The organism is Vibrio sp. 1078-1 (assembly GCF_033340475.1).
The window spans coordinates 41,137-62,801 of sequence record NZ_JAWOWM010000013.1 but is presented as its reverse complement, the minus strand read 5'-3'; the positions used below and the strand labels follow the sequence as shown (position 1 = coordinate 62,801).

At 45.8% G+C, this 21,665-nt stretch carries 20 protein-coding genes; 4 read left to right on the top strand and 16 right to left on the bottom strand.

The genetic code is table 11. The annotated features are described in order from the left end of the window. Positions 1–35: 35 nt before the first annotated feature. From mazG to rlmD, 3 genes are all read right to left on the bottom strand, one after another. Positions 36–839 carry a nucleoside triphosphate pyrophosphohydrolase gene (gene mazG / locus R7190_RS20060; RefSeq protein ID WP_005383780.1) on the bottom strand — a complete coding sequence of 268 codons (804 nt, stop codon included), beginning with the start codon at positions 837–839 and terminating at the stop codon, positions 36–38. A gap of 349 nt (positions 840–1,188) precedes the next feature. After that, positions 1,189–3,408, bottom strand: coding sequence for a GTP diphosphokinase (gene relA / locus R7190_RS20055; RefSeq protein ID WP_005380915.1), 2,220 nt, complete (start codon positions 3,406–3,408; stop codon positions 1,189–1,191). 123 nt (positions 3,409–3,531) lie between these two features. After that, on the bottom strand, positions 3,532–4,851 hold the full coding sequence (gene rlmD / locus R7190_RS20050; RefSeq protein ID WP_186584657.1) for a 23S rRNA (uracil(1939)-C(5))-methyltransferase RlmD: 1,320 nt from the start codon (positions 4,849–4,851) through the stop codon (positions 3,532–3,534). A gap of 192 nt (positions 4,852–5,043) precedes the next feature. On the opposite strand from rlmD, the gene barA reads away from it, so the two are divergent. Then, entirely contained in the window at positions 5,044–7,842 is a 2,799-nt protein-coding gene (gene barA, locus R7190_RS20045) for a two-component sensor histidine kinase BarA (protein ID WP_005383774.1), read from the top strand. 69 nt (positions 7,843–7,911) lie between these two features. Here the strand turns inward: barA and acpS are convergent, their stop codons facing one another. From acpS to rpoE, 11 genes are all read right to left on the bottom strand, one after another. Continuing rightward, the gene (acpS, locus tag R7190_RS20040; protein ID WP_012841407.1) at positions 7,912–8,292 is read right to left on the bottom strand and encodes a holo-ACP synthase; all 381 of its coding nucleotides are present in this window, start codon (positions 8,290–8,292) and stop codon (positions 7,912–7,914) included. Between the two features lie 10 nt (positions 8,293–8,302). Further along, positions 8,303–9,037 (bottom strand): pyridoxine 5'-phosphate synthase, encoded by a 735-nt coding sequence (gene pdxJ, locus R7190_RS20035; RefSeq protein WP_005384579.1) that lies wholly within the window; start codon positions 9,035–9,037, stop codon positions 8,303–8,305. Continuing rightward, positions 9,034–9,765, bottom strand: a complete 732-nt coding sequence (recO, locus tag R7190_RS20030; RefSeq protein WP_005384578.1) for a DNA repair protein RecO — start codon at positions 9,763–9,765, stop codon at positions 9,034–9,036. Before recO ends, pdxJ begins: the two co-directional genes overlap by 4 nt. A 115-nt stretch (positions 9,766–9,880) precedes the next feature. Then, positions 9,881–10,843 carry a GTPase Era gene (era, locus tag R7190_RS20025; RefSeq protein ID WP_005380931.1) on the bottom strand — a complete coding sequence of 321 codons (963 nt, stop codon included), beginning with the start codon at positions 10,841–10,843 and terminating at the stop codon, positions 9,881–9,883. After that, positions 10,836–11,513 carry a ribonuclease III gene (rnc, locus tag R7190_RS20020; RefSeq protein ID WP_005380932.1) on the bottom strand — a complete coding sequence of 226 codons (678 nt, stop codon included), beginning with the start codon at positions 11,511–11,513 and terminating at the stop codon, positions 10,836–10,838. The genes era and rnc overlap by 8 nt, the downstream gene beginning before the upstream one ends. 21 nt (positions 11,514–11,534) lie before the next feature. Continuing rightward, positions 11,535–12,434 (bottom strand): signal peptidase I, encoded by a 900-nt coding sequence (gene lepB, locus R7190_RS20015; protein ID WP_005380933.1) that lies wholly within the window; start codon positions 12,432–12,434, stop codon positions 11,535–11,537. Positions 12,435–12,538: 104 nt separating this feature from the next. Further along, positions 12,539–14,332, bottom strand: coding sequence for a translation elongation factor 4 (gene lepA / locus R7190_RS20010; protein WP_005380934.1), 1,794 nt, complete (start codon positions 14,330–14,332; stop codon positions 12,539–12,541). Positions 14,333–14,490: 158 nt separating this feature from the next. Continuing rightward, on the bottom strand, positions 14,491–14,961 hold the full coding sequence (locus R7190_RS20005; RefSeq protein ID WP_005384575.1) for a SoxR reducing system RseC family protein: 471 nt from the start codon (positions 14,959–14,961) through the stop codon (positions 14,491–14,493). Between the two features lie 2 nt (positions 14,962–14,963). Continuing rightward, positions 14,964–15,923, bottom strand: coding sequence for a sigma-E factor regulatory protein RseB (gene rseB, locus R7190_RS20000; protein WP_005380941.1), 960 nt, complete (start codon positions 15,921–15,923; stop codon positions 14,964–14,966). Next, positions 15,920–16,546, bottom strand: coding sequence for a sigma-E factor negative regulatory protein (locus R7190_RS19995; protein ID WP_005380944.1), 627 nt, complete (start codon positions 16,544–16,546; stop codon positions 15,920–15,922). The genes rseB and R7190_RS19995 overlap by 4 nt, the downstream gene beginning before the upstream one ends. Positions 16,547–16,572: 26 nt before the next feature. Continuing rightward, entirely contained in the window at positions 16,573–17,151 is a 579-nt protein-coding gene (rpoE, locus tag R7190_RS19990; RefSeq protein ID WP_005380946.1) for an RNA polymerase sigma factor RpoE, read from the bottom strand. 554 nt (positions 17,152–17,705) lie between these two features. On the opposite strand from rpoE, the gene nadB reads away from it, so the two are divergent. After that, on the top strand, positions 17,706–19,319 hold the full coding sequence (nadB, locus tag R7190_RS19985) for an L-aspartate oxidase (RefSeq protein WP_005380947.1): 1,614 nt from the start codon (positions 17,706–17,708) through the stop codon (positions 19,317–19,319). A 22-nt stretch (positions 19,320–19,341) separates the two neighbouring features. Here the strand turns inward: nadB and R7190_RS19980 are convergent, their stop codons facing one another. Both R7190_RS19980 and R7190_RS19975 read right to left on the bottom strand, forming a co-directional pair. Beyond that, a complete protein-coding gene (locus R7190_RS19980) occupies positions 19,342–19,803 on the bottom strand; it encodes a protein YgfX (RefSeq protein WP_232284629.1) in 462 nt (153 codons plus the stop codon). Next, on the bottom strand, positions 19,772–20,032 hold the full coding sequence (locus R7190_RS19975; RefSeq protein WP_005380951.1) for a succinate dehydrogenase assembly factor 2: 261 nt from the start codon (positions 20,030–20,032) through the stop codon (positions 19,772–19,774). Before R7190_RS19975 ends, R7190_RS19980 begins: the two co-directional genes overlap by 32 nt. 189 nt (positions 20,033–20,221) lie before the next feature. Between R7190_RS19975 and ygfZ the strand changes: the two genes are divergently transcribed. Continuing rightward, positions 20,222–21,190: a tRNA-modifying protein YgfZ gene (ygfZ, locus tag R7190_RS19970; RefSeq protein ID WP_005380959.1), complete on the top strand. Its 969-nt coding sequence runs from the start codon at positions 20,222–20,224 to the stop codon at positions 21,188–21,190. Further along, entirely contained in the window at positions 21,183–21,656 is a 474-nt protein-coding gene (locus tag R7190_RS19965; RefSeq protein ID WP_021707783.1) for an aminoacyl-tRNA deacylase, read from the top strand. Before ygfZ ends, R7190_RS19965 begins: the two co-directional genes overlap by 8 nt. Positions 21,657–21,665: the final 9 nt, after the last annotated feature.

Sequence of the window (21,665 nt, the reverse complement as noted above, 5' to 3'; positions counted from 1 at the left end):
AAACAAGCTGACCTTATATTATGTATTCTGCCAGTTTACCTCTGCCTCGATTCTTCTTGTTTTACTTCATCCCAAAAATGGTCAAGTTCTGATAAAGAACAATCTGTAAGTACTTTGCCTGACTGCTGGACCTTGCCTTCAACTTGTTTAAAACGTCGCGCAAACTTTACGTTTGCTTTTCCTAGCGCGACTTCTGGGTTTTTATCAAGGTGGCGAGCCAAATTGACAGTCGCAAATAGCAAATCACCGAGCTCCAACTCAACTTTCTCTTCATCGGGCTGAACTTGCAGTGCCTCTTCCATGACTTCGTCAATTTCTTCTCGTACTTTATCGACAACCGGGCCAAGTGAATCCCAATCAAACCCAAATTTTGCACATTTTTTCTGAATTTTTGTAGCACGAGAAAGTGCCGGTAAAGAGTTTGGTATTGAGTCTAGGATACTTTCTTCCGCTTTGCCTACTAGGGCTTTTTCTTTTGCTTTTTCCGCTTCCCAGTTCGCGTTAATTTCCTCGTCAGATTCAAACTCAACATCTGAAAAAACATGCGGGTGGCGACGAGTCAGTTTTTCGTTCACGGTTTCGACGACATCCGAAAAGTCGAACAGCTCTTGCTCTTTCGCTAGCTGACTGTAAAAAATCACCTGAAACAACAAATCCCCTAGCTCTTCTTTTAGATTGGGCCAATCTCGATTTTGAATCGCGTCCACCACCTCGTAGGTTTCTTCTATTGTATGCGGAACGATGGTGTCAAAGGTTTGTTTTAAGTCCCAAGGGCAACCGTTTTCGGGGTCACGCAGCTTCGCCATGATTTGTTCTAACTGTTCAATTGGATGACTCATTTTTTGTTCCTTTAAACCTTTCTATTAAAGAAAAAGGTGAGCAGCCAAAACCACTCACCTTCTACATTATATTTTCTCAGCAGCTTTCACTAAGTAATTGTTACTTTGACAAGGCAACAAGTTTTCGCGACTCCTGAGCATAGCCTACTATGTGATGCCCCTGAGCCGGCACGTCGGAATAAGTGCAGCTAACGCAGATAAAAAGCCAAATATGACGCAAGTGTAACTCTGTAAATAGTTGAAGTTGTAGCTAGGCGACAAACAAACGAGACTCCTGAGCATGGTTCACCATGTGATGGAGCGAGTGCGTGCAGTCAACAACGCTACAACGATAACTATGACGAGAGTTTTAGCCGAGGCGTTTCACCGTCATGACATCCTTGATCTGTTCCACACGTTTCGAAACCCGCGAAAGCACCTCAATATTGGTGACTTCTAGGTCAAAGTCCATGATGGCAAGTTGACGTCTGTAGTCGACTCGGTTCTTCATACTGGTCACTTTGATCTTTTCGTTGGCGAACAGTGTCGTAATGTCTTTGAGTAGACCACCTCGCTCCATCGCTTCAACACGCACGGTGAGGATGTATGACCCCACAAAGCCGCTGCCCCAGACTGTATCGATGATGCGCTCTGGCGCATGATGGCGCAGTTCTTCTAGCTGTTCACAGTCACTACGGTGTACTGAAATCCCACGACCTTGCGTTATGTAACCAGAGATATCGTCACCTGGAATTGGCTGACAGCAACGTGCTAGATGTGTCATTAGGTTATCGACGCCTTCTACTACAACTGCGTCTTTTTTCGGTCGGCTTTGCGCGGGTGATTTATGCTCAGCTTCTTGCAGTTTTTCCAGTGCTTGCTGATCTTCTTCCTCTGCCGTTGGCTTGTTAACTAACGCGTTGATATGGTTAATTATTTGGTTGATACGCAAATCACCGCTACCTACACCAACATACAATTCATCTGGTGTTTTGACGTTAAACCGCTTGAGGGCGTAATGCTCTGCATCTTTTAACGTTGCGCCAATTTTGGCTAACTCATGCTCAAGGATTTCACGACCTGCTTCAAGGTTCTTCTCACGGCTTTGTTTTCGGAACCAGGCGTTAATTTTGGCACGCGCACGACCAGAATGAACGAAGCCTAATGATGGGTTTAACCAGTCACGTGATGGGTTAGGTTCTTTCTGAGTGATAATCTCGACTTGGTCACCCATATGTAATTTATGCGTGAACGGCACAATACGACCTCCGACTTTGGCACCGATACAACGGTGTCCCACTTCGGAGTGAATGTGATAGGCAAAATCTAGCGGCGTTGCCCCCATTGGCAAATCGACAACATCACCACGTGGTGTAAAGGCATAAACACGGTCATCAAAGACTTGGCTACGCAGCTCATCGAGCATTTCGCCAGAGTCAGACATTTCTTCTTGCCAATCCAATAGCTTACGCAGCCACGTAATCTTCTCATCATAACCGCTTCGGCTGCTTGCCCCTTCTTTATATTTCCAGTGCGCTGCAACCCCCAGTTCCGACTCTTCATGCATTTGCTTGGTACGAATCTGGATCTCGATGGTTTTGCCTTCTGGCCCTAGAATTACTGTATGGATCGATTGATAACCGTTTGGTTTAGGGTTAGCAACGTAGTCATCAAACTCGCTCGGTAGATGCTTGTATTTGGTGTGAACTACGCCTAAAGCCGCGTAACAGTCTTGCAGTTTGTCTGCGATGATACGTACTGCTCGAACATCAAACAGCTCATCGAATGCCAAACTCTTCTTCTGCATTTTTCGCCAAATGCTGTAGATGTGCTTAGGTCGACCACTCACTTCGGCATTGATGCCCGACACTTCCATTTCGTGCGTGAGGTCTTCAACAAAGTCTTTGATGTACTGTTCACGAACGATGCGTCGCTCAGAAAGCTGCTTGGCAATTTGTTTGTAAGTTTCCGGCTGTTGGTAGCGGAAAGCGTAATCTTCAATTTCCCATTTCAGCTGACCGATGCCTAATCGGTTTGCTAGCGGCGCATAGATGTTGGCACACTCTTTTGCCGCCGCACGTCGAACTTCATCAGGCGCTTTTTTAACTTCAATAAGGTTACAAATTCGCTCCGCAAGCTTGATAACCACGCAGCGGAAGTCATCCACCATGGCAAGCAGCATGCGGCGTACGTTATCTACCTGAGATGACGCTGCACTGCCTTCCATGTTGACGTTGAGTTGGCCAATAGCAGCCATTTCTTCAACGCCGTCGATTAATTTTATGATTTCTTTGCTGTATTTCTCTTCCAGAATTTCTCTGTTAAAAGCACCACTTGAAACCAAAGGAAACAGTTGAGCAGCCACTAAAGTGGCTTGATCCATAGACAAGGTGATCAAAATTTCGATCATTTCTCGTCCACGCCACAACAACAGCTCCGCTTGCTCGTTATCAGCTAATACCGTCTGGCAATCTCGATATACTTCGATTAAGCGTGAGGCTGTGTTTTTCTCTTGTCCTAGGCTAGCCACCCAGTTTTCGAGTTCAAACTGTTCATCTTGGTTTAAATGCGCGCTTCTTACCGCAACCATCTCATCATCCTAATTATTATATTCGTGTGGTTTGACTAACACCGTCCAGGTTAGTTCTTTTTACCGCGCGTACACGCTGGCTTTATGACCACCCACCACAAATAAGGGGTCAAAGTCCTAAAGTTAGGACTTTTCAAACAATGCCATCGATTCTAGATGACTGGTATGAGGGAACATGTCCAGCATACCTAATTTCGTTAATTTATAGCCTTGCTCTATCAAGCTTTGACTATCCCTAGCAAGGGTAGCAGGATTACAAGAAACATAAACTACACGCTGTGCGCCAAGCTCAGAAACTTGATCGATGATCCCACTCGCTCCCGCGCGTGCTGGGTCTAATAATACTTTATCAAACCGCTCTGCGGCCCAGGCTTGGCCTTCAAAATCTTGCTCAAGGTTAGCGTGATAAAATTGCGCGTTATTGATTTGGTTCAAAGATGCATTGTTTGTGGCTTTTTCTACCATCTCTGCAACACCCTCTACTCCAACCACGTACTTAGCTAATTTCGCAACTGGTAAACTAAAGTTGCCTAAGCCACAGAACAAATCTAACACTCGGTCACTCTTTTGTGGGTCTAACCACTCAACCGCTTGTTTGACCATTTGTTGGTTTACACCTTGGTTTACTTGAATAAAGTTATTTGGTGCAAAAGGGATTTTCACTCCAACTTCTTGATAAAAAGGCATATCGCCTTCGATAAGGTCTAATTGTTCTGTCGATGGCATTAAGTACAACGATGCGCCATGACGTTTTGCCAACTCCGTTAGAGATTGAGTTTCACTCGTTGTCAGAGCGCTCAAGTGGCGCAGCGTAATACACGGACCATTATCACCAAGTACCAGCTCTACATGACCCAATTGTTCCGGCTTTTTGAACGCTTTTAGGGCTGAGTAAATCTCTGGCAGCAAAACATTCAGTTCCGGTGCCAGCACTGGGCAATCGGTCACTTGCGCAATTTGCTTACTCTGCTTTTTACGGAAACCAAAATGTAGCTGACGTGTTTTTTTATCAACAAACAAGCTCACTCTCGCACGGCGACGGTAGGCCTGCGAATATCCCAATAACGGGGCATCTAGTTCAATGTCACTGCCTGAAAATTTTCGCATTAGCTGACGCAACGTTTGCTGTTTGTACGTCAATTGTTGGTCATAATCTAGATGCTGCAAATCACAGCCACCGCACTCATTATAATGTGGGCAAAATGGCTCCACACGAGCTTCACTCGGCTTAAGGATTTTAATCAACTTACCGCGAGCGTATTTGCTCTTTTCTTCCACCAATTGAGTGACCACCTCCTCACCCGGCAGTGCTCCATCAATAAACAATGGCTTCTTTTTGAGGTAAGCAATGCCTGCGCCGTGGTGATCTAAACGCTCTACTTGCACTGCTTGGTGCCGAGTATTGAGTTGGGTTTTCTTTTTCGGTTGAAAGATGCGTGCCATGCTCTATGCCTGATTTATGTGTAATTGCTCTTCGGCTTCACTATTCTTGATTGCAGCCGTTGTGTGATTCGAGTGACTTGATTATGCTTACCGTTTATTCGGTGACGTCACTTCTTTGCTCAAGGCTTTATCGTGCGCTTGAGAAATAATGCGTTATTTTCCCATATCCAGACTCCGATGTAATTAGATAACATGACCAGATATGGCTTACGAGCACGTGTAATTACACTAACTCTCGCTCCCACTCTCATTATTGGTTTATTACTGAGCGGCTTTTTCTCATTTAACCGCTACCAAGACCTTGAGAAACAAGTTATCACCACTGGTAACAGCATTATTGAGCCGCTGGCGATTGCCAGTGAAACTCATCTACTATCAGAAAGCCGAGAGGCGGTACGTCGCTTGATAAGCTACGCGCACCGTAAAAACTCCAAACTGGTTCGTAGTATCGCGGTATTTGATGAACATCATGAGCTCTTTGTAACCTCTAACTTTCATCCTAATTTTGAAGCCTTGATGTTTCCCAAAGATAAACCGATCCCGCAACTGGGTAATTCGGAAATCTACGAAAACTCACTGATATTGCGTGTCCCCATTTTGTCAGAAGGTCACTACTTAGCGGAGTTGTCGAACGAAAGCCAAGGCACAAAAGCGATTGGTTACATCGCCGTCGAGTTAGATCTCTCCTCCTTGAGGCTGCAACAGTATCAAGAAGTCTTCTCTGCGTTTTTAGTTCTGGTTCTCGGTCTTGGCTTAGCAAGTGTGTTTGCTTCACGTCTAATGCACGATGTGACCCAACCTATCACCCACATGAAGAATGTCGTTGACCGCATTCGCCGCGGTCATCTGGATGTGCGTATCGAAGGCAAAATGCACGGGGAGTTAGACCAGCTAAAAAATGGCATCAACGCCATGGCGGTATCGTTATCAGAATATCACGTGGAGATGCAGCACAGTATAGACCAAGCCACGTCCGACTTACGTGAAACGCTTGAGCAGCTAGAAATTCAGAACGTTGAGCTGGATATCGCGAAGAAACGCGCGCAAGAAGCGGCCAGGGTTAAGTCAGAGTTCTTGGCAAACATGTCGCACGAGCTGCGTACTCCGCTCAATGGGGTGATTGGCTTTACTCGTCAAATGCTTAAAACGCAGCTTTCTAACAGCCAAACGGATTACCTACAGACGATTGAGAAATCGGCGAACAACCTGCTGAATATCATCAATGACATTCTCGACTTCTCGAAACTTGAAGCGGGTAAGCTGGCGCTGGAAAACATTCCTTTTGATTTCCGAGAAAGTTTAGAAGAGGTAATTAACCTACAAGCCACAAGTGCACATGAGAAAGGGTTAGAAATCACCCTAAAAGTGGACCCTAAAATTCCACCGGGTTTAGTTGGGGATCCACTACGTATTCAGCAAATTTTGACGAACTTAGTCGGTAACTCAATCAAGTTTACCGAGCGAGGCAACATTGATGTTAGCGTAGAAATGCGCTCTCAATCAGGAGACTCCGTCGAACTGCAATTCATGGTGCGTGATACCGGTATTGGTATCTCTGAGCGTCAGCAAGCGCAGTTGTTCCAAGCCTTTAGCCAAGCAGATGCAAGTATTTCACGTCGTTACGGCGGTACTGGCCTTGGTCTGGTCATCACTCAGAAACTGGTGAGCCAGATGGGCGGCGAAATCAGTTTAACCAGCCGTCTACACCAAGGTTCAACCTTCTGGTTTACGGTGCGCTTGCACTCAACCGAGATGCCAATGAGCGAACTGATTGAAGTGGAACTTCTGACTGGGAAGCAGTTACTGCTGATTGAACCAAACATGCAAGCCGCATCCGTAACCCAACAGATTCTGAGTCAGGAGGGTATTTTAGTAACATACCGCTCTTCGCTACCAAACAACGAAGAACAATATGATTATGTATTGTTGAATTTAGCGGCCAACCAGACTCACGATGCGGAAGTTATTACACCTTGGATAGAACAAGCGAAACGTATGGCTCCGAGTGTTCTTCTAGGGACACCGAGTACCGAATTGGCGCTTGCGGACCAAATAATGACAGAGCATCACGTCCAGTGCCTGACGAAGCCATTGTCTCGCCGTAAGTTGCTACAAAGCCTGATTAGCGAACATGTAGAATCGCCACCTGTATTAAGCGCTCCAATTACGCCAAGCGAAGGGGACCGTTTACCTCTGACTGTACTAGCAGTGGATGACAACCCTGCAAACTTGAAGCTGATCTCTGCACTGCTCCGCGAACGAGTAGAAACCGTCACCGCCTGTAGCAATGGCCAGCAAGCGGTGAACCTGGCGACAGAGAAAAAGTACGATTTAATCTTTATGGATATCCAAATGCCACAAATGGATGGGGTGACCGCTTGTAAGCACATTAAAGAGTTGGAGTTAAATAAAGACACGCCAGTGATTGCTGTAACGGCGCATGCCATGGCAGGGGAACGAGACCGCTTGCTCTCAGCAGGAATGGATGACTACTTGACCAAACCTATTGAAGAGCATGTGCTGCAACAGGTTTTGGTTCACTGGAACCCAAATGCTTGTACAGAGAGCATTGGCAAAGTCGCCCCTTCATACGTTGATGAACCTGAAGGAAGCGCACCACAACCCGTTTCTTCGCCTCAGCAGGATGTGATTATTGATTGGCAAGCAGCCTTAAAACAGAGCGCGAATAAAGAGGATCTCGCTAAAGACATGCTGCGCATGTTGATTGAGTTCATCCCTGAAGTAGAAGCAGTCGTTGACCAAGCTCTGGAGCAAGAAGATATCTCCCGTGATGACCTAATTCATGTCATCCATAAGCTGCACGGCAGTAGTTCATATTGTGGCGTTCCAAGACTGAAGTCACTCTGTGCGACGCTTGAGCAAGCACTGCGCTCAGGGGTCAGTCTTGAGGAAGTTGAGCCTGAAATGTTCGAGCTGCAAGATGAAATGATTAAAGTAACAACAACCGCAAAGTTATACCTTGAACAGTGATCTATTGAAGAGAAACAAAAGCCAGAGCAAATGCTCTGGCTTTTTAGTATTTTGTTTAAGACTTACAAGCTAGGATTCAAAAATAACCGTCGCCACAGCGTAATGACGCTCATCGGAAATGGACAGGTGAATGTGGTTAACGCCCATCGCATCCGCTATTTGCTTGGCTGTGCCCGTCAATGCGAGCACTGGTTTTCCAAGCGCATCGTTCGAGATGGAAAAATCGTGAAACGTGACCCCTTTTGCTATCCCCGTTCCCAATGCTTTTGAGGCCGCTTCTTTGACTGCAAAGCGCTTAGCAAGATAACGACCTTGCAGCTTAAGCTGTGAGAATTTGGCCATTTCTTCTTCTGAAAGAATCCGCTGAGCAAAAGGTTCACCACTACGAGCTAACGCTTTTTCAATACGCTCAATTTCTGCAATGTCGGTCCCTAACCCTATAATCGCCATCTAGATAGCCCTATGACTGGCGAGCCTCAATCATCAGTGCTTTCATGTCAGCAACCGCTTTATTTAAACCATCAAATACTGCGCGACCAATGATTGAGTGACCAATGTTAAGTTCGTAAATTTCTGGTAATGCAGCAATTGGTGCGACATTGTGATAAGTCAGGCCATGCCCGGCATTAACAATAATACCTAGATCATGTGCATAACTCGCACCAGCGGCAATCTTCTTCAGTTCAGCTTGTTGTTCGTCTTCTGTCGTCGCATCTGCATAATGGCCAGTATGTAGCTCAATAAACGGAGCGCCACACTTTTTCGCAGCTTCAATCTGTTGACGGTCAGCATCAATAAAGAGCGAAACTTTAATGCCTGCATCTGTCAGCTTTTTCGTCGCAGCTTTAATTTTTTCAAGCTGCCCTACAACATCTAAGCCACCTTCCGTCGTCAGTTCTTCACGCTTTTCAGGCACTAGACACACAAACTCTGGTTTAGTTTGCAGCGCAATCTCAACCATTTCGTCCGTCACTGCCATCTCTAGATTCATACGCGTTTGAATGGTTTCACGCAGAATACGTACATCACGATCCAAAATATGGCGACGGTCTTCACGTAAGTGGATAGTGATACCGTCCGCGCCTGCACGCTCTGCAATTTCAGCAGCGTGAACAGGATCTGGGTATTTTGTACCACGTGCATTACGTAGAGTGGCAATATGGTCGATATTGACGCCTAAATAAATTGAGCTCATTTTCCGTTACTCCGTGCTCTGGGGGTCTGAATGAAAAATTCACGACTTTTTAAAGGTTTGCCGCCAAGATACGGCTTTAAGGCTATACGTGTAAAGCGTTTTGCCGCTTTTAGCTGCTCTTTAGTGACGAACCGCCGCTCACTGATAGCAATCAGTTCATTCCCTAAAAACGTGAGGTTATCGCGCCTAACCGAAGCAATAAACCCTTTCTGTTCCCGGTAACGATAGGTCATTTCTGGGTCGACGGGCTCGCCGGTACCTGCACAATGCAAAAAATCCACGCCATACCCCATAGCAGACAGCAAGGCTAACTCAAAACGACGCAGTGCAGGCTCAGGGTTCTCGTTGTGCGCCAACTCGGTTAACGCATGCAAATAATCATGAAATAGTGCTGGCATCGGCACTTCAGCCATCAAAATACGGCCAATCAGTTCATTGACGTACATGGCTGAGTAGAGATTAATGCCCGTTAACGGCAAACCTAGACTTATCGGCTCGGCTTGACGCAAAGTTTTCATCGAGCCTTTCCCCGACCATTTAAGTAATAGCGGGGTAAAAGGTTGCAATGCGCCTTTTAAGTTCGAACGCTTACTGCGCGCGCCTTTGGCCATTAAAGTCATTCGGCCATATTCCTCACTAAATACATCAAGGATTAAGCTCGATTCACTGTAAGGGCGTCGGTGCAATACAAAACAGCGCTGTAAACCTTCGGAAGACAGATTACTCATCTAAGTCATTGTGCCTAAAAAGTGTGAAATAAAAAATAAGGAGCCGAGCGGCTCCTTATTTTAATCGATACTGATTTTTCATCGATGTTGGAGCGAAGCACCTTCGCAGCCAAGATTATAAATCGTCTATATAACCCAACGAACGCAACGCTCGTTCGTCGTCTGCCCAGCCAGATTTCACTTTTACCCAGGTTTCTAGGTAAACTTTACGACCGAACAATTCTTCCATATCCAAACGCGCTTCGCGACCAATGGTTTTAATCTTCTCGCCGCCTTTGCCAATCACCATTTTCTTCTGACCATTACGCTCAACAAGAATCAAGGCATTGATGTGGAAACCGTCGGTTTCGGGGTTGTAATCAAAACGTTCAATTTCAACCGTTACTGAGTATGGCAGCTCTTCACCAGTAAAGCGCATCAGCTTTTCACGCACAATCTCAGACGCCATAAAACGCTGAGAACGGTCAGTCACGTATTCTTCTGGGAAGTGATGCGTTGCTTTAGGTAAGTGATTACGCACGTGCTTACGCAGTACGTCAATGTTCTTACCTTGCTTGGCAGAGATTGGCACAACATCCACGAAGTCCATCTTCTTCGACATCTCCGCCATGTGTAGCATCACGTCGTTACGATCTTGTACGTTGTCGACTTTGTTTACACAAAGCACAACTGGGAAGTTCGATTTTTGAAGTTTGGTCAGCACCATCTCATCGTCTTTAGTCCAATGCGTACCATCGACTAAGAAGAACACAAGGTTTACATCACTCAATGACGAGTTAGCTGCACGGTTCATCAAACGGTTGATCGCACGCTTTTCTTCAATGTGAAGTCCAGGCGTGTCGACGTAAATCGCTTGGTAATCGCCGTCCGTATCCACACCCATAATACGGTGGCGTGTCGTTTGCGGCTTACGAGAGGTGATCGAAATCTTCTGACCCAAAATCTTGTTCAAAAGTGTCGACTTACCTACGTTTGGACGACCAACAATAGCAATAAAGCCACAGTGTTGGTTTTCTGGCGAGCTTGGCTCACCTTGTGATGCGAAAAACGCATCGATATCGAATTCGTTATCAGCCATTTGTTAATTGCTCAAGTGCTGTTTCAGCAGCCGCTTGTTCTGCCTTGCGGCGGCTGGTGCCTTTACCGATTACAGGCTTATCCACACCTGCTACTTCGCACTCAACCGTGAACTCTTGGTTGTGCGCTTCACCTTTAATATTAGTCACTGTGTAGACAGGCAGCGGTTTTCTTCTGCCTTGTAGGAACTCTTGTAGGCGAGTTTTCGGATCTTTCTGTGAAACGCCTGGTTTAATGGCTTCAAGGCGTGACTGATACCAACTCAGTACAATGCCTCGCACAACTTCAAGATCACTGTCTAGGTAAATTGCGCCAATAATGGCTTCAACCGCATCGGCTAAAATAGAGTCTCGGCGAAAACCGCCACTCTTCAATTCACCTGGACCTAATTTTAAATAATCTCCTAGATCGAATTCACGACCCAGTTCCGCCAATGTATGTCCGCGAACCAAAGTAGCACGCATGCGGCTCATGTCACCTTCGTTCACTTTTGGGAAACGATGGTACAGATCATCAGCGATGACAAAACTTAAAATTGAATCGCCCAGAAACTCAAGACGTTCATTGTGCTTACTGTTGGCGCTGCGGTGCGTCAGCGCCAAATTGATAAGCCCGGCATCTTGAAACTGGTAGCCGAGCTTTCTCTCTAGTTTATCAATTGGAGAATTCATACTCTCTCGATATTTGAATGGTTAGTGAATGCCACCGATGCGGTTAAAACGCACACCAGTTGGAATCCATGAAGGTAGAACACTATCTGCGCCACGATCAAACTCGAAGCTGATCCAGATCGCGACAGCTTTACCGACTAAGTTTGCTTCTGGAACAAAGCCCCAGTAACGGCTGTCAGCACTGTTGTCACGGTTATCACCCATCACAAAATACTGACCTTGTGGTACAACCCACTCTGTCGTGCCGCTGCGTGGGAAATATTGCTCCACGCGGTTACGCACAAGAGGGTTAACCAAAATATTGTGCTCAACGTTACCCAATTTTTCATCCAGTTGGATCATTGGAATACCGTTCGAGCTAAACTGACTTTCTTCAACATTGCTCAGTTTAACTGGCTTACATGCCGATTCGCCTTGGCTTTGCACGCAAAGCTGCTTATCACTTGAATAACGCACGATATCACCAGGTAAACCAACTACACGCTTAATGTAGTCCACACTTGGTTGTGGTGGGTATTTGAAGACCACGATATCACCACGCTCAGGCTTACCAGTTTCCACTAGCTGAGTACGCCATACTGGGTCTTTTAGACCGTACGCGTACTTCTCAACTAAAATGAAATCGCCAACCAGCAAGGTAGGCATCATTGAGCCTGATGGGATTTGAAATGGTTCGTAGATAAAAGAACGTAATACTAAAACGAACGCGATCACAGGGAAAATAGAGACGCTATTTTCAACCCACCAAGGCTGACGCTCAACTTTTTGCAAGGTCACTGCATCCAAACCATTAGACGTCTGAGCTTGAATCTCAGCCAGTTTTTCCTGACGCTTTTTCGCGAAAACCAGCTTTTCCAATAGCCAAACCACGCCAGTTACCAAAGTCGCAATAACCAACATCAGTGAGAATGTATTCGCCATTAAATTCCCTTATCTAAAAATACGAAAGTGAAAGAGCCGAAACCCTTTCACTTATTTTAATATCTAACGTCTTAAGACCGACAAGTGTGAGACAAAGTTCAACTTTAGTCTTTACCTACGTGAAGGATGGCTAGGAACGCTTCTTGAGGCAGCTCAACGTTACCGATCTGCTTCATGCGTTTCTTACCTTCTTTCTGTTTCTTCAGAAGTTTCTTCTTACGACTTACGTCACCGCCGTAACATTTCGCAATAACGTTCTTACGCAACTGTTTTACCGTTGAACGAGCGATAATGTGGTTACCAATTGCCGCTTGGATTGCGATATCAAACATTTGGCGAGGGATGAATTCTTTCATCTTCTCTACCAACTGACGACCGCGAGTCTGAGACTGATCTTTGTGTGTGATCATCGCCAATGCATCAACAGTGTCACCGTTAAGAAGAACGTCTACACGTACCATGTTCGAAGCTTCAAAACGCTGGAAGTTGTAATCCAAAGATGCGTAACCGCGTGATGTTGATTTCAGACGATCGAAGAAATCCAGTACCACTTCAGCCATTGGAATATCGTAAGTCACAGCGACTTGGTTACCGTGGTAAACCATATCAACTTGACTGCCTCGCTTTTCAACACACAGTGTGATTACGTTACCTAGGTACTCTGAAGGCACAAGGATGTTACAACGCGCAATCGGTTCACGAATTTCTTCAATGTCATTGATCGCTGGTAGTTTTGCTGGGCTATCAACATACAGCAGATCGCCATCCGTCTTCTCAACTTCGTAAACTACCGTTGGTGCTGTGGTAATAAGATCCAAGTCGTATTCACGCTCTAGACGCTCTTGGATGATTTCCATGTGCAACATGCCAAGGAAACCACAACGGAAACCAAAGCCAAGTGCCGCAGAGTTTTCTGGCTCGTAGAATAGCGATGCGTCGTTGAGGCTTAGTTTGCCTAGTGCGTCACGGAAGTTTTCGTAATCGTCGGAAGATACAGGGAACAGACCTGCGTAAACCTGAGGTTTAACTTTCTTAAAGCCAGGTAGCGGTTTATCACAACCATTCTTCGCTAGAGTCAGCGTATCACCAACAGGGGCACCAAGAATGTCTTTGATACCACAAACAACCCAACCTACTTCACCAGTACGAAGGGTATCGGTATCTACTTGTTTTGGCGTAAAGATACCAAGGCGGTCTACACCCCAAACTTGGCCCGTACTCATCACTTTGATCTTATCGTTCTTCTTCAGTTCGCCGTTTTTAATACGCACTAGAGAAACAACGCCAAGGTAGTTATCAAACCATGAGTCAATGATCAGCGCTTGTAGTGGCGCATCTGGATCACCTTCCGGAGCAGGGATCGCTGACACAATGTTCTCTAGAACGTCATCAACACCGATGCCTGTCTTCGCAGAACAGCGGGTTGCTTCCATTGCATCGATACCAACGATTTCTTCAATTTCTTCCGCTACACGCTCAGGATCGGCTGCTGGTAGGTCAATCTTGTTCAAGATTGGCACAACCTCTAGATCCATTTCGATCGCGGTGTAACAGTTAGCCAGTGTTTGAGCTTCAACACCTTGACCCGCATCCACAACCAATAGCGCACCTTCACAAGCCGCTAGAGAACGTGATACTTCATATGCAAAGTCAACGTGCCCCGGAGTATCGATGAAGTTCAGCTGATACGTCTCACCGTCTTTAGCGGTGTAGTTTAGCGTCACACTCTGAGATTTGATGGTGATGCCACGCTCACGTTCAAGATCCATAGAATCCAGAACCTGTGCGGCCATTTCACGATCGGTTAACCCGCCACAAACTTGGATTAGACGGTCTGATAGGGTCGACTTACCATGGTCGATGTGGGCGATAATCGAAAAGTTACGAATGTGCTTCATAGATTTAGGGTGACTAACTCTTTACAAATAGGGACAGTAAGAAACGCCATCTACTGACGGCATTTCAATCAAGTTGGCAGATTCTACCGAATTTCGTTAACGGGCGCACGTAATTTAAAGTACATACCCAAATAACCTTTAGTGGAGGGGGACAGCACTTACTGGATTGGCTCTCCAAGTACCCGAACGAGGGTAACTTGGCGCTTGGATTCATCTTCTAAAGGACGAGAAACACGTTTTGCGATCCACATTCCACCAGCGGCAAACAATACCGATGCCAATATGATGATGCCTTCCCCGCCGGCTGTCAGCGGCGCTAATAGGAAGTGACCAAACATCGCACCGATAATCAAACCAAACAATGGCAGTAAATAAACCGCCATTGCTGATTTTATTAGGCTCGACTCAGGAAAACCAATCTCGACGACTTGACCTATTTTCACCGATTTATCCGTGCGCAGGTGCCAAGATAAACTCTTGTTACCAATGGCTTTAGTAACAACGCCCGTTCCACAGCTTTTCTGTGAAGAGCAACTACTGCAACTGGTCTGCTGTTCGCAACTTAAATCAATTTCGTATTGCTTGCCGCGACGATGCACGTCTGTCACGGTAGCCAACGCGGTCATCATTGTTATTTACTCTTTGTTACATTAAATGTGACAGATTGGGCTATACGCTGTGCTGTGGTCGGTGGAATGTCTCCTACAACAGAGATTTCATGTTGACCGCTCACAAAACTGTGTAGCGTTCTTCTGCCTTGGCGAACCAACTGCCCTTTTAACGAATGCTCATCTTTGTTTGCCACGTAAACAGAGAAGCTAAACAGACCATCAGAATACAGCTGGCTCTCCACCATTTGATTAGTAACGGCCATTCGATAGCGGTTGAGCTCGTTCGGCTCGAAACCCTCAGGGATCCAACCAACCTGCCAATTACTGGTCCCAATATCGCCTTTTGGCATGGTGAGAACAGCAGGTAATTGAACATCTTGCAGGCCACTCATTAACTCTGCGATTTTTGGATTTACCGTGTAAGAAATAGTGCGATATTGTTCAAGCATCTCACCATCGCGGTCCACAAGGTCGGCACGTAACGGCAATTTACTCTTCTCATCGATCCATAGTACGTATGAATAGCGCAGACCGTCTTTAGGAACAATACGCAGCACTTGTGTTGCCACACCAGCTTCACGAGCTCTACCCACTTTTACATAGTCGTAATACAAGTTTAGCTCATCGATATTGGTGTTGAGCATAGGCATAGTCGGAGCGACCATTTTACCTGACTCGATGGTGAACGGTTCTAAACCCGTTTCGATGTAACTTACTTCAGTTCCGCGACGAATCACTTCACGCACGGGGCCACTTAAGTAGACAAGGTGAGCATATTGATCGTCACCATGCGTGGCATGACGATACAGCAACGGCTCAATGCTGTTCTTTTTGATAAGGATATAAGAGAGTTCGTAACTTAAATTCTTACTCGCCTCGCTCATTTGATGCAATAAAGCCTCCGCTGGCTTATCACCAGCAAAGGCTTGAGAAGACATCATACTGAACAGAGCGCAAGCGCTGATCAGAAATTTTTTCATTCAATATCCGGATTCAGATTTGCATCTTGTTGAGATGCATCACTGTTAATTCGTAACTGCAATTCGTAGTCTCGCAGCATAGCATGAACACGCTTGCGCTGCTCTTGCATATTTGCCTCGCCTACAGAACGTTCTACAGACTCACGAGTCAAACTCACTGGTTCTGCGCTGCCAGCAAACGGAACCGTCTGCAATACAGGTAATTGATCTGTTTGCGGCGACATTGAATCGCTACCACCGTACTGCTGTACACCTAAAATAACAACAAGCGATACACATGCAGCAACAGCAACTTGACCAAACTGCGTCAACCAACCTGGCAACTGACGTTTTGCTTTTTGCGGTTCTGGTTGCGACTCTTTTGGCGTATCCGCAATTGAGATAACATTTGCACTGTGCGAATCAAACGCACGGTGTGCAGGTTCATCTTCTAACGCTAACGCCACGCTTTCAGCAATATTCCACTCAGGTTTTGCTGGCGCTTCACCTCGCATCACATCACCAATCAGGTGATAGTTCTGCCAAGCATCACGGCTCTCTTGGTCTTGCTCTAACTCTTGAATTAAAGCCTTATCGACCAATTCTCCATCCATGAGAGCTGAAAGTTTTTCTTTGTCAGCCATTATTTTCACCATAGTTATTACTTGTACTAGCGTTGCAAAAGAGGTCTGATTTTCTTTTCCACCGCCTCACGAGCACGGAAGATACGCGATCGTACCGTTCCTACCGGGCAATCCATCACTTCTGCAATTTCTTCATAACTCAAGCCATCGAGCTCTCGTAATGTCATTGCGGTTTTTAAATCTTCAGGTAAAGCTTCGATTGCACTGAACACCACCCGTTGCAATTCTTTGGACAACGTTAAGTTCTCAGGGTTCGATATTTCTTTAAGTGCACTACCTGTTTCGTAAAATTCAGCATCTTCAGCATCGACATCTGTCGCTGGAGGTCTACGCCCTTGAGCAACAATGTGATTTTTCGCAGTATTCACTGCAATGCGATACAGCCACGTATAAAACGCACTTTCCCCACGAAAGCTAGGGATAGCTCGGTAAGCTTTAATAAACGCTTCTTGTGCTACATCTGGTACATCGCCAGGATTACTAACGTATCTGGAAATAAGATTACATACCTTATTCTGGTACTTTGTTACCAACAGGTTGAATGCTTGCTTATCGCCATTCTGAACTCGCTCAATCAATACTTGATCGGTCAGCTGCTCGTTCATTCGAGCGGATACTCCTATTTGTTATGCCCCTACTCTTCTCAGATATGGGTACTAATTATGCAAAACGTAGTATTGACACCACTGCTTACTTGAGCACTATTGTGACCCTAACGTGAATGAGAAAGTTCCATGGTTTCTCAAGTTTTTTGTCATTGTTTTTTCACAATGTGATGTCTGTACCCAAATGACCACCGCTGCCTGACTTTAGTCTAAGTTTGACAAGCGAGCATCTTGGAGGGAAATGGGTATAATGAATGATCTCTGTCCCAGATTGTGCTGGGTCGGGCATGGAAAAGCAATGGCATTGACAAACTATTACTTTTCATTTGCATGGCTAATGGCTATCTGAACACCGCGTTACAAATTATAACTTAGGAAGCATGCTCATGCTCTGCATGAAAAAGAAGAGTGGCTCAGTCACCGCCGTAACACGGACGTCGATAGGTCTCCCAACTTAGCCCTTAGCGACAGATGTCGCGATAATGGAATGCACATGGTGTGCAAATAATACACAAGGTAACTTTGTTACCTTAGCTTGGGATTATAAAAGTTATATGAACACAAATCGTGAACATGAGTGTGATGTATTAGTGGTAGGGAGTGGCGCGGCAGGTTTGTCGTTGGCTTTGCGCGTTGCTAACCACTGTAAGGTGATGGTGCTGAGTAAAGGACCACGCAGCGAAGGGGCAACCTACTATGCTCAAGGCGGTATCGCTGCCGTATTTGATGAGTCAGACACCATTGATTCACACGTTGAAGACACGCAAATCGCCGGGGATGGTATTTGCGATGAGGAGACCGTAAGGTTCATTGCTGAGCATTCAAAAGAGTGTGTACAGTGGTTGATTGACGGTGGTGTCCCATTTGATCGTGAAGAAGATGACTCTGACGATGAACCTCGCTACCACTTAACTCGTGAAGGTGGTCATAGCCGTCGTCGTATTCTTCACGCGGCAGATGCGACAGGTATGGCGATGCAAACCTCCCTGCAAGATAACGCTCATAACCATCCAAACATTCATGTTCTCGAACGTCACAATGCTCTGGACTTAATCACCGAAGACAAAATTGGCGGTGATAAAAACAAAGTTATCGGTGCTTATATTTGGAACCGCAACGAAGAGCATGTCGAAACCGTGCGAGCCAAATTTGTGGTTCTCGCTACAGGTGGTGCTTCAAAGGTTTATCAATACACCTCTAACCCAGATGTGTCGTCTGGTGATGGTATTGCGATTGCTTGGCGTGCAGGGTGTCGTGTGGCGAATATGGAATTTAACCAGTTCCACCCTACGTGTTTATATCACCCAGAAGCACGTAACTTCTTGCTGACTGAAGCGTTGCGTGGCGAAGGTGCTTACCTGCGTCGTCCAGATGGCTCTCGCTTTATGCCGGATTTCGATGAACGTAAAGAGCTTGCTCCGCGTGACGTCGTGGCTCGTGCTATCGACTTCGAAATGAAGCGTTTAGGTGCCGACTGTATGTATCTCGACATCAGCCATAAGCCTGCTGACTTTATTACGAAACACTTCCCAACCATTTATTCACGTTTGATGGACTTGGGCATTGACATGACTAAAGAGCCAATCCCAATCGTACCTGCTGCACACTACACTTGTGGCGGTGTCATGGTGGATAGAAATGGCTGCACCGATCTGAAAAATTTGTATGCGATTGGTGAAGTTAGCTACACCGGGCTGCATGGTGCTAACCGCATGGCATCAAACTCACTTCTCGAATGCGTGGTTTATGCTTGGTCTGCGGCAAAAGATATTCTAAAACATCACACTAACGTTGAGCTACCTTCACAGGTGCCATGTTGGGATGAAAGCAAAGTAACCAATAGTGATGAAGAAGTGATCATTCAGCACAACTGGCACGAGCTTCGTCTGTTTATGTGGGACTACATGGGCATTGTGCGAACTGACAAGCGTTTAGAGCGCGCCTTACGCCGTATCCAACTGTTGCAACAAGAAACACACGAGTACTACAGCAATTTCCGAGTGTCGAACAACTTATTAGAACTGCGTAACCTTTTACAAGTAGCAGAGTTGATGGTTCGTTGTGCGATGCAGCGTAAAGAGAGTCGAGGTTTGCACTACACGCTTGACTATCCGAACCAACTGGAAAACAGCGGCCCAACGATTTTGGTTCCAGCTAAACAGCTTTAACTTTACCAAGTAAACTATTACATCAGCAGGGAGCATTAGCTCCCTGTTTCATTTCCCATTGGCGTAATACCAAAGATAGTTGACGATACTGCTCATCGTCACAGCTATCACGCCAAATCGTAACAACACGGCCAGATTGCAATTGGAATGTTATCTTGAATGGTGATGCCGATGTATCGACTCGCTGTAAATGACCCTTTTCGGACTCAATATCTTCCGAGCATTCGCCACACTCAAGGGCATCAAACCTAACCGAGCCATCGCAGTGCACATACCAATGCCCATGACTTGTAGGTTGAACAAGGCCTTGGCTTGAGAGAGCCTTAACAATCAGTAATAACAAATAAGTCGATAATACGAGCGGAATGCTAGAGAAGATAACAGCCCAAGTCATCAATAAGAAAAGTACAACATTGAGGACTCGGGCAGTCAGAGAGGGAGAAGCAGTAAAATTAACGAACTTTGCTGAGGTTATGGGCGACAATTTTATCAACCATTGCTGCATGACCTAAATTTTCGCTACGGCCATGCCCCATTACCCAAGTAAACAGATCAGGATCATCGCATTCAAGTAAAGAAACAAAGTCACGCTGCTCTTGTTCACTCAGAGTATCAAAGCACTCTTCAAAAAACGGCATAATTACTACGTCAAGCTCAAGCATGCCTCGACGACAAGCCCATTTAATACGCGCTTTTTCTTCCGGAGTGTACATTCACTATTCCTTCATAGATGTCTTGTTGTTAGTGCGGAGTGTAACAAGGGATGTGCTACGTCACTAGTGTGCGGGTCACAATACGATAGTGAAAGCAGACAAATGTTGATTCGTAAATCGCTCCCCTAGTATCTCAAGGTTATTTGGGTATAACATAGCGGAAAAATATCTTCAAAAGGCATTGTAATTATGGAATGGCAAACTCGTTTTTCAGCATTACCTCTCTCAACTCAAGACGCGCTTCCAGAGTTATCTATCTCACTGCTGGATAACTTCGGCATGATCACCATGATCGGTGATGATAAAAAATCATACTTACAAGGTCAGGTTACCTGCGATGTTGTTTCTTTAGAACAAGACCAATCAACACTGGGCGCACATTGTGATGCAAAAGGCAAAGTGTGGAGCGTGTTCCGCCTTTTCCATCATCATGATGGCTACGGCATGATCCAACCAAAATCGGCGATTGACGTAGAACTTAATGAAATAAAGAAATACGCCATTTTCTCTAAAGTAACGATTGAAGCTTCTGATGACGTTATCTTAGGTGTTGCTGGCGTCAAAGCCGACGAATTCATTTCAACAATGAGCAAGACAACTGGCAGCGTTCGCGCAGTTGACGGTGGCACAGCAGTGCAAGTTGCACAAGATCGCTGGTTACTGATATTAAGTGCGCCAGAAGCACAGCAAATCGTTGAAACTACCGACGCTGTCTTTACGACAAATGAGCTTTGGAATCGTTTCGATATTGAGGCAGGTTTACCATTTGTCTCTGCATCCGCGCAGAATGCTCACATTCCACAAGCACTCAACGTGCAAGCTTTAGGAGGCATAAGCTTCACAAAGGGCTGCTACACGGGACAAGAAACGGTAGCACGAGCGAAGTATCGCGGTACCAATAAACGTGCGATGTATATCGTAAAAGGTGCAACTTCTGCTCCATTCAGTGACGAACCAATTGAGCTCGAACGCAGCGTAGGTGAAAACTGGCGTTCAGTAGGTGCTTTATTAAATCACTACCAGTTCAGTGACAATCACGCGATTGGCCTGATCGTACTGCCTAATAATCTCGATGAAGACACTCGTCTTCGTTTAGTTGCGCAACCAGAATGTGAATGGACAATCGAATCACTGCCTTACAGTCTTGATGATGAGTAATACAATCAATACTCCTTTGATGCAATTTCTCACAGACCAACACATTCCGTTTCGTCTGTTACCGCATCAAAGACCATCAACCACCATTGAGGATGCCGCGCACCAACGCGGCATTCGCCCTTCTCAAATGGTGAAAGCAATCTTGCTACGAGACATGGGTAATCAATATGCACTCGCCTGTGCACCAGGTGATCGTAGCGTTGATCCCAAAAAAGTGCGCTCGTTACTGAAATGTCGCCGGATGACTTGTGTTGATCAAGCCGATGTTGAGTCCATCACTGGTTACAAAGTTGGTACTGTCACTCCTCTGTTACTCAAACGTCATATGCCAATCGTGTTCGACCCCAGCTTACTAGAAGAACAGGAAGTCACGATCAGCAGTGGCGATCGAATGGCTGGGCTGGCGCTTTCTATTCAAGATCTTATCCAATTGTGCCAGCCGACCGTAGCTGAGATCTGTCGTTAATCGTCTAAA

Excerpts from the sequence above, each read along its gene's own strand:
- mazG (WP_005383780.1), bottom strand. The coding sequence starts at position 839 with ATGAGTCATCCAATTGAACAGTTAGAACAAATCATGGCGAAGCTGCGT.
- relA (WP_005380915.1), bottom strand. The coding sequence starts at position 3,408 with ATGGTTGCGGTAAGAAGCGCGCATTTAAACCAAGATGAACAGTTTGAA.
- rlmD (WP_186584657.1), bottom strand. The coding sequence starts at position 4,851 with ATGGCACGCATCTTTCAACCGAAAAAGAAAACCCAACTCAATACTCGG.
- barA (WP_005383774.1), top strand. The coding sequence starts at position 5,044 with ATGACCAGATATGGCTTACGAGCACGTGTAATTACACTAACTCTCGCT.
- acpS (WP_012841407.1), bottom strand. The coding sequence starts at position 8,292 with ATGGCGATTATAGGGTTAGGGACCGACATTGCAGAAATTGAGCGTATT.
- pdxJ (WP_005384579.1), bottom strand. The coding sequence starts at position 9,037 with ATGAGCTCAATTTATTTAGGCGTCAATATCGACCATATTGCCACTCTA.
- recO (WP_005384578.1), bottom strand. The coding sequence starts at position 9,765 with ATGAGTAATCTGTCTTCCGAAGGTTTACAGCGCTGTTTTGTATTGCAC.
- era (WP_005380931.1), bottom strand. The coding sequence starts at position 10,843 with ATGGCTGATAACGAATTCGATATCGATGCGTTTTTCGCATCACAAGGT.
- rnc (WP_005380932.1), bottom strand. The coding sequence starts at position 11,513 with ATGAATTCTCCAATTGATAAACTAGAGAGAAAGCTCGGCTACCAGTTT.
- lepB (WP_005380933.1), bottom strand. The coding sequence starts at position 12,434 with ATGGCGAATACATTCTCACTGATGTTGGTTATTGCGACTTTGGTAACT.
- lepA (WP_005380934.1), bottom strand. The coding sequence starts at position 14,332 with ATGAAGCACATTCGTAACTTTTCGATTATCGCCCACATCGACCATGGT.
- R7190_RS20005 (WP_005384575.1), bottom strand. The coding sequence starts at position 14,961 with ATGATGACCGCGTTGGCTACCGTGACAGACGTGCATCGTCGCGGCAAG.
- rseB (WP_005380941.1), bottom strand. The coding sequence starts at position 15,923 with ATGAAAAAATTTCTGATCAGCGCTTGCGCTCTGTTCAGTATGATGTCT.
- R7190_RS19995 (WP_005380944.1), bottom strand. The coding sequence starts at position 16,546 with ATGGCTGACAAAGAAAAACTTTCAGCTCTCATGGATGGAGAATTGGTC.
- rpoE (WP_005380946.1), bottom strand. The coding sequence starts at position 17,151 with ATGAACGAGCAGCTGACCGATCAAGTATTGATTGAGCGAGTTCAGAAT.
- nadB (WP_005380947.1), top strand. The coding sequence starts at position 17,706 with ATGAACACAAATCGTGAACATGAGTGTGATGTATTAGTGGTAGGGAGT.
- R7190_RS19975 (WP_005380951.1), bottom strand. The coding sequence starts at position 20,032 with ATGTACACTCCGGAAGAAAAAGCGCGTATTAAATGGGCTTGTCGTCGA.
- ygfZ (WP_005380959.1), top strand. The coding sequence starts at position 20,222 with ATGGAATGGCAAACTCGTTTTTCAGCATTACCTCTCTCAACTCAAGAC.
- R7190_RS19965 (WP_021707783.1), top strand. The coding sequence starts at position 21,183 with ATGAGTAATACAATCAATACTCCTTTGATGCAATTTCTCACAGACCAA.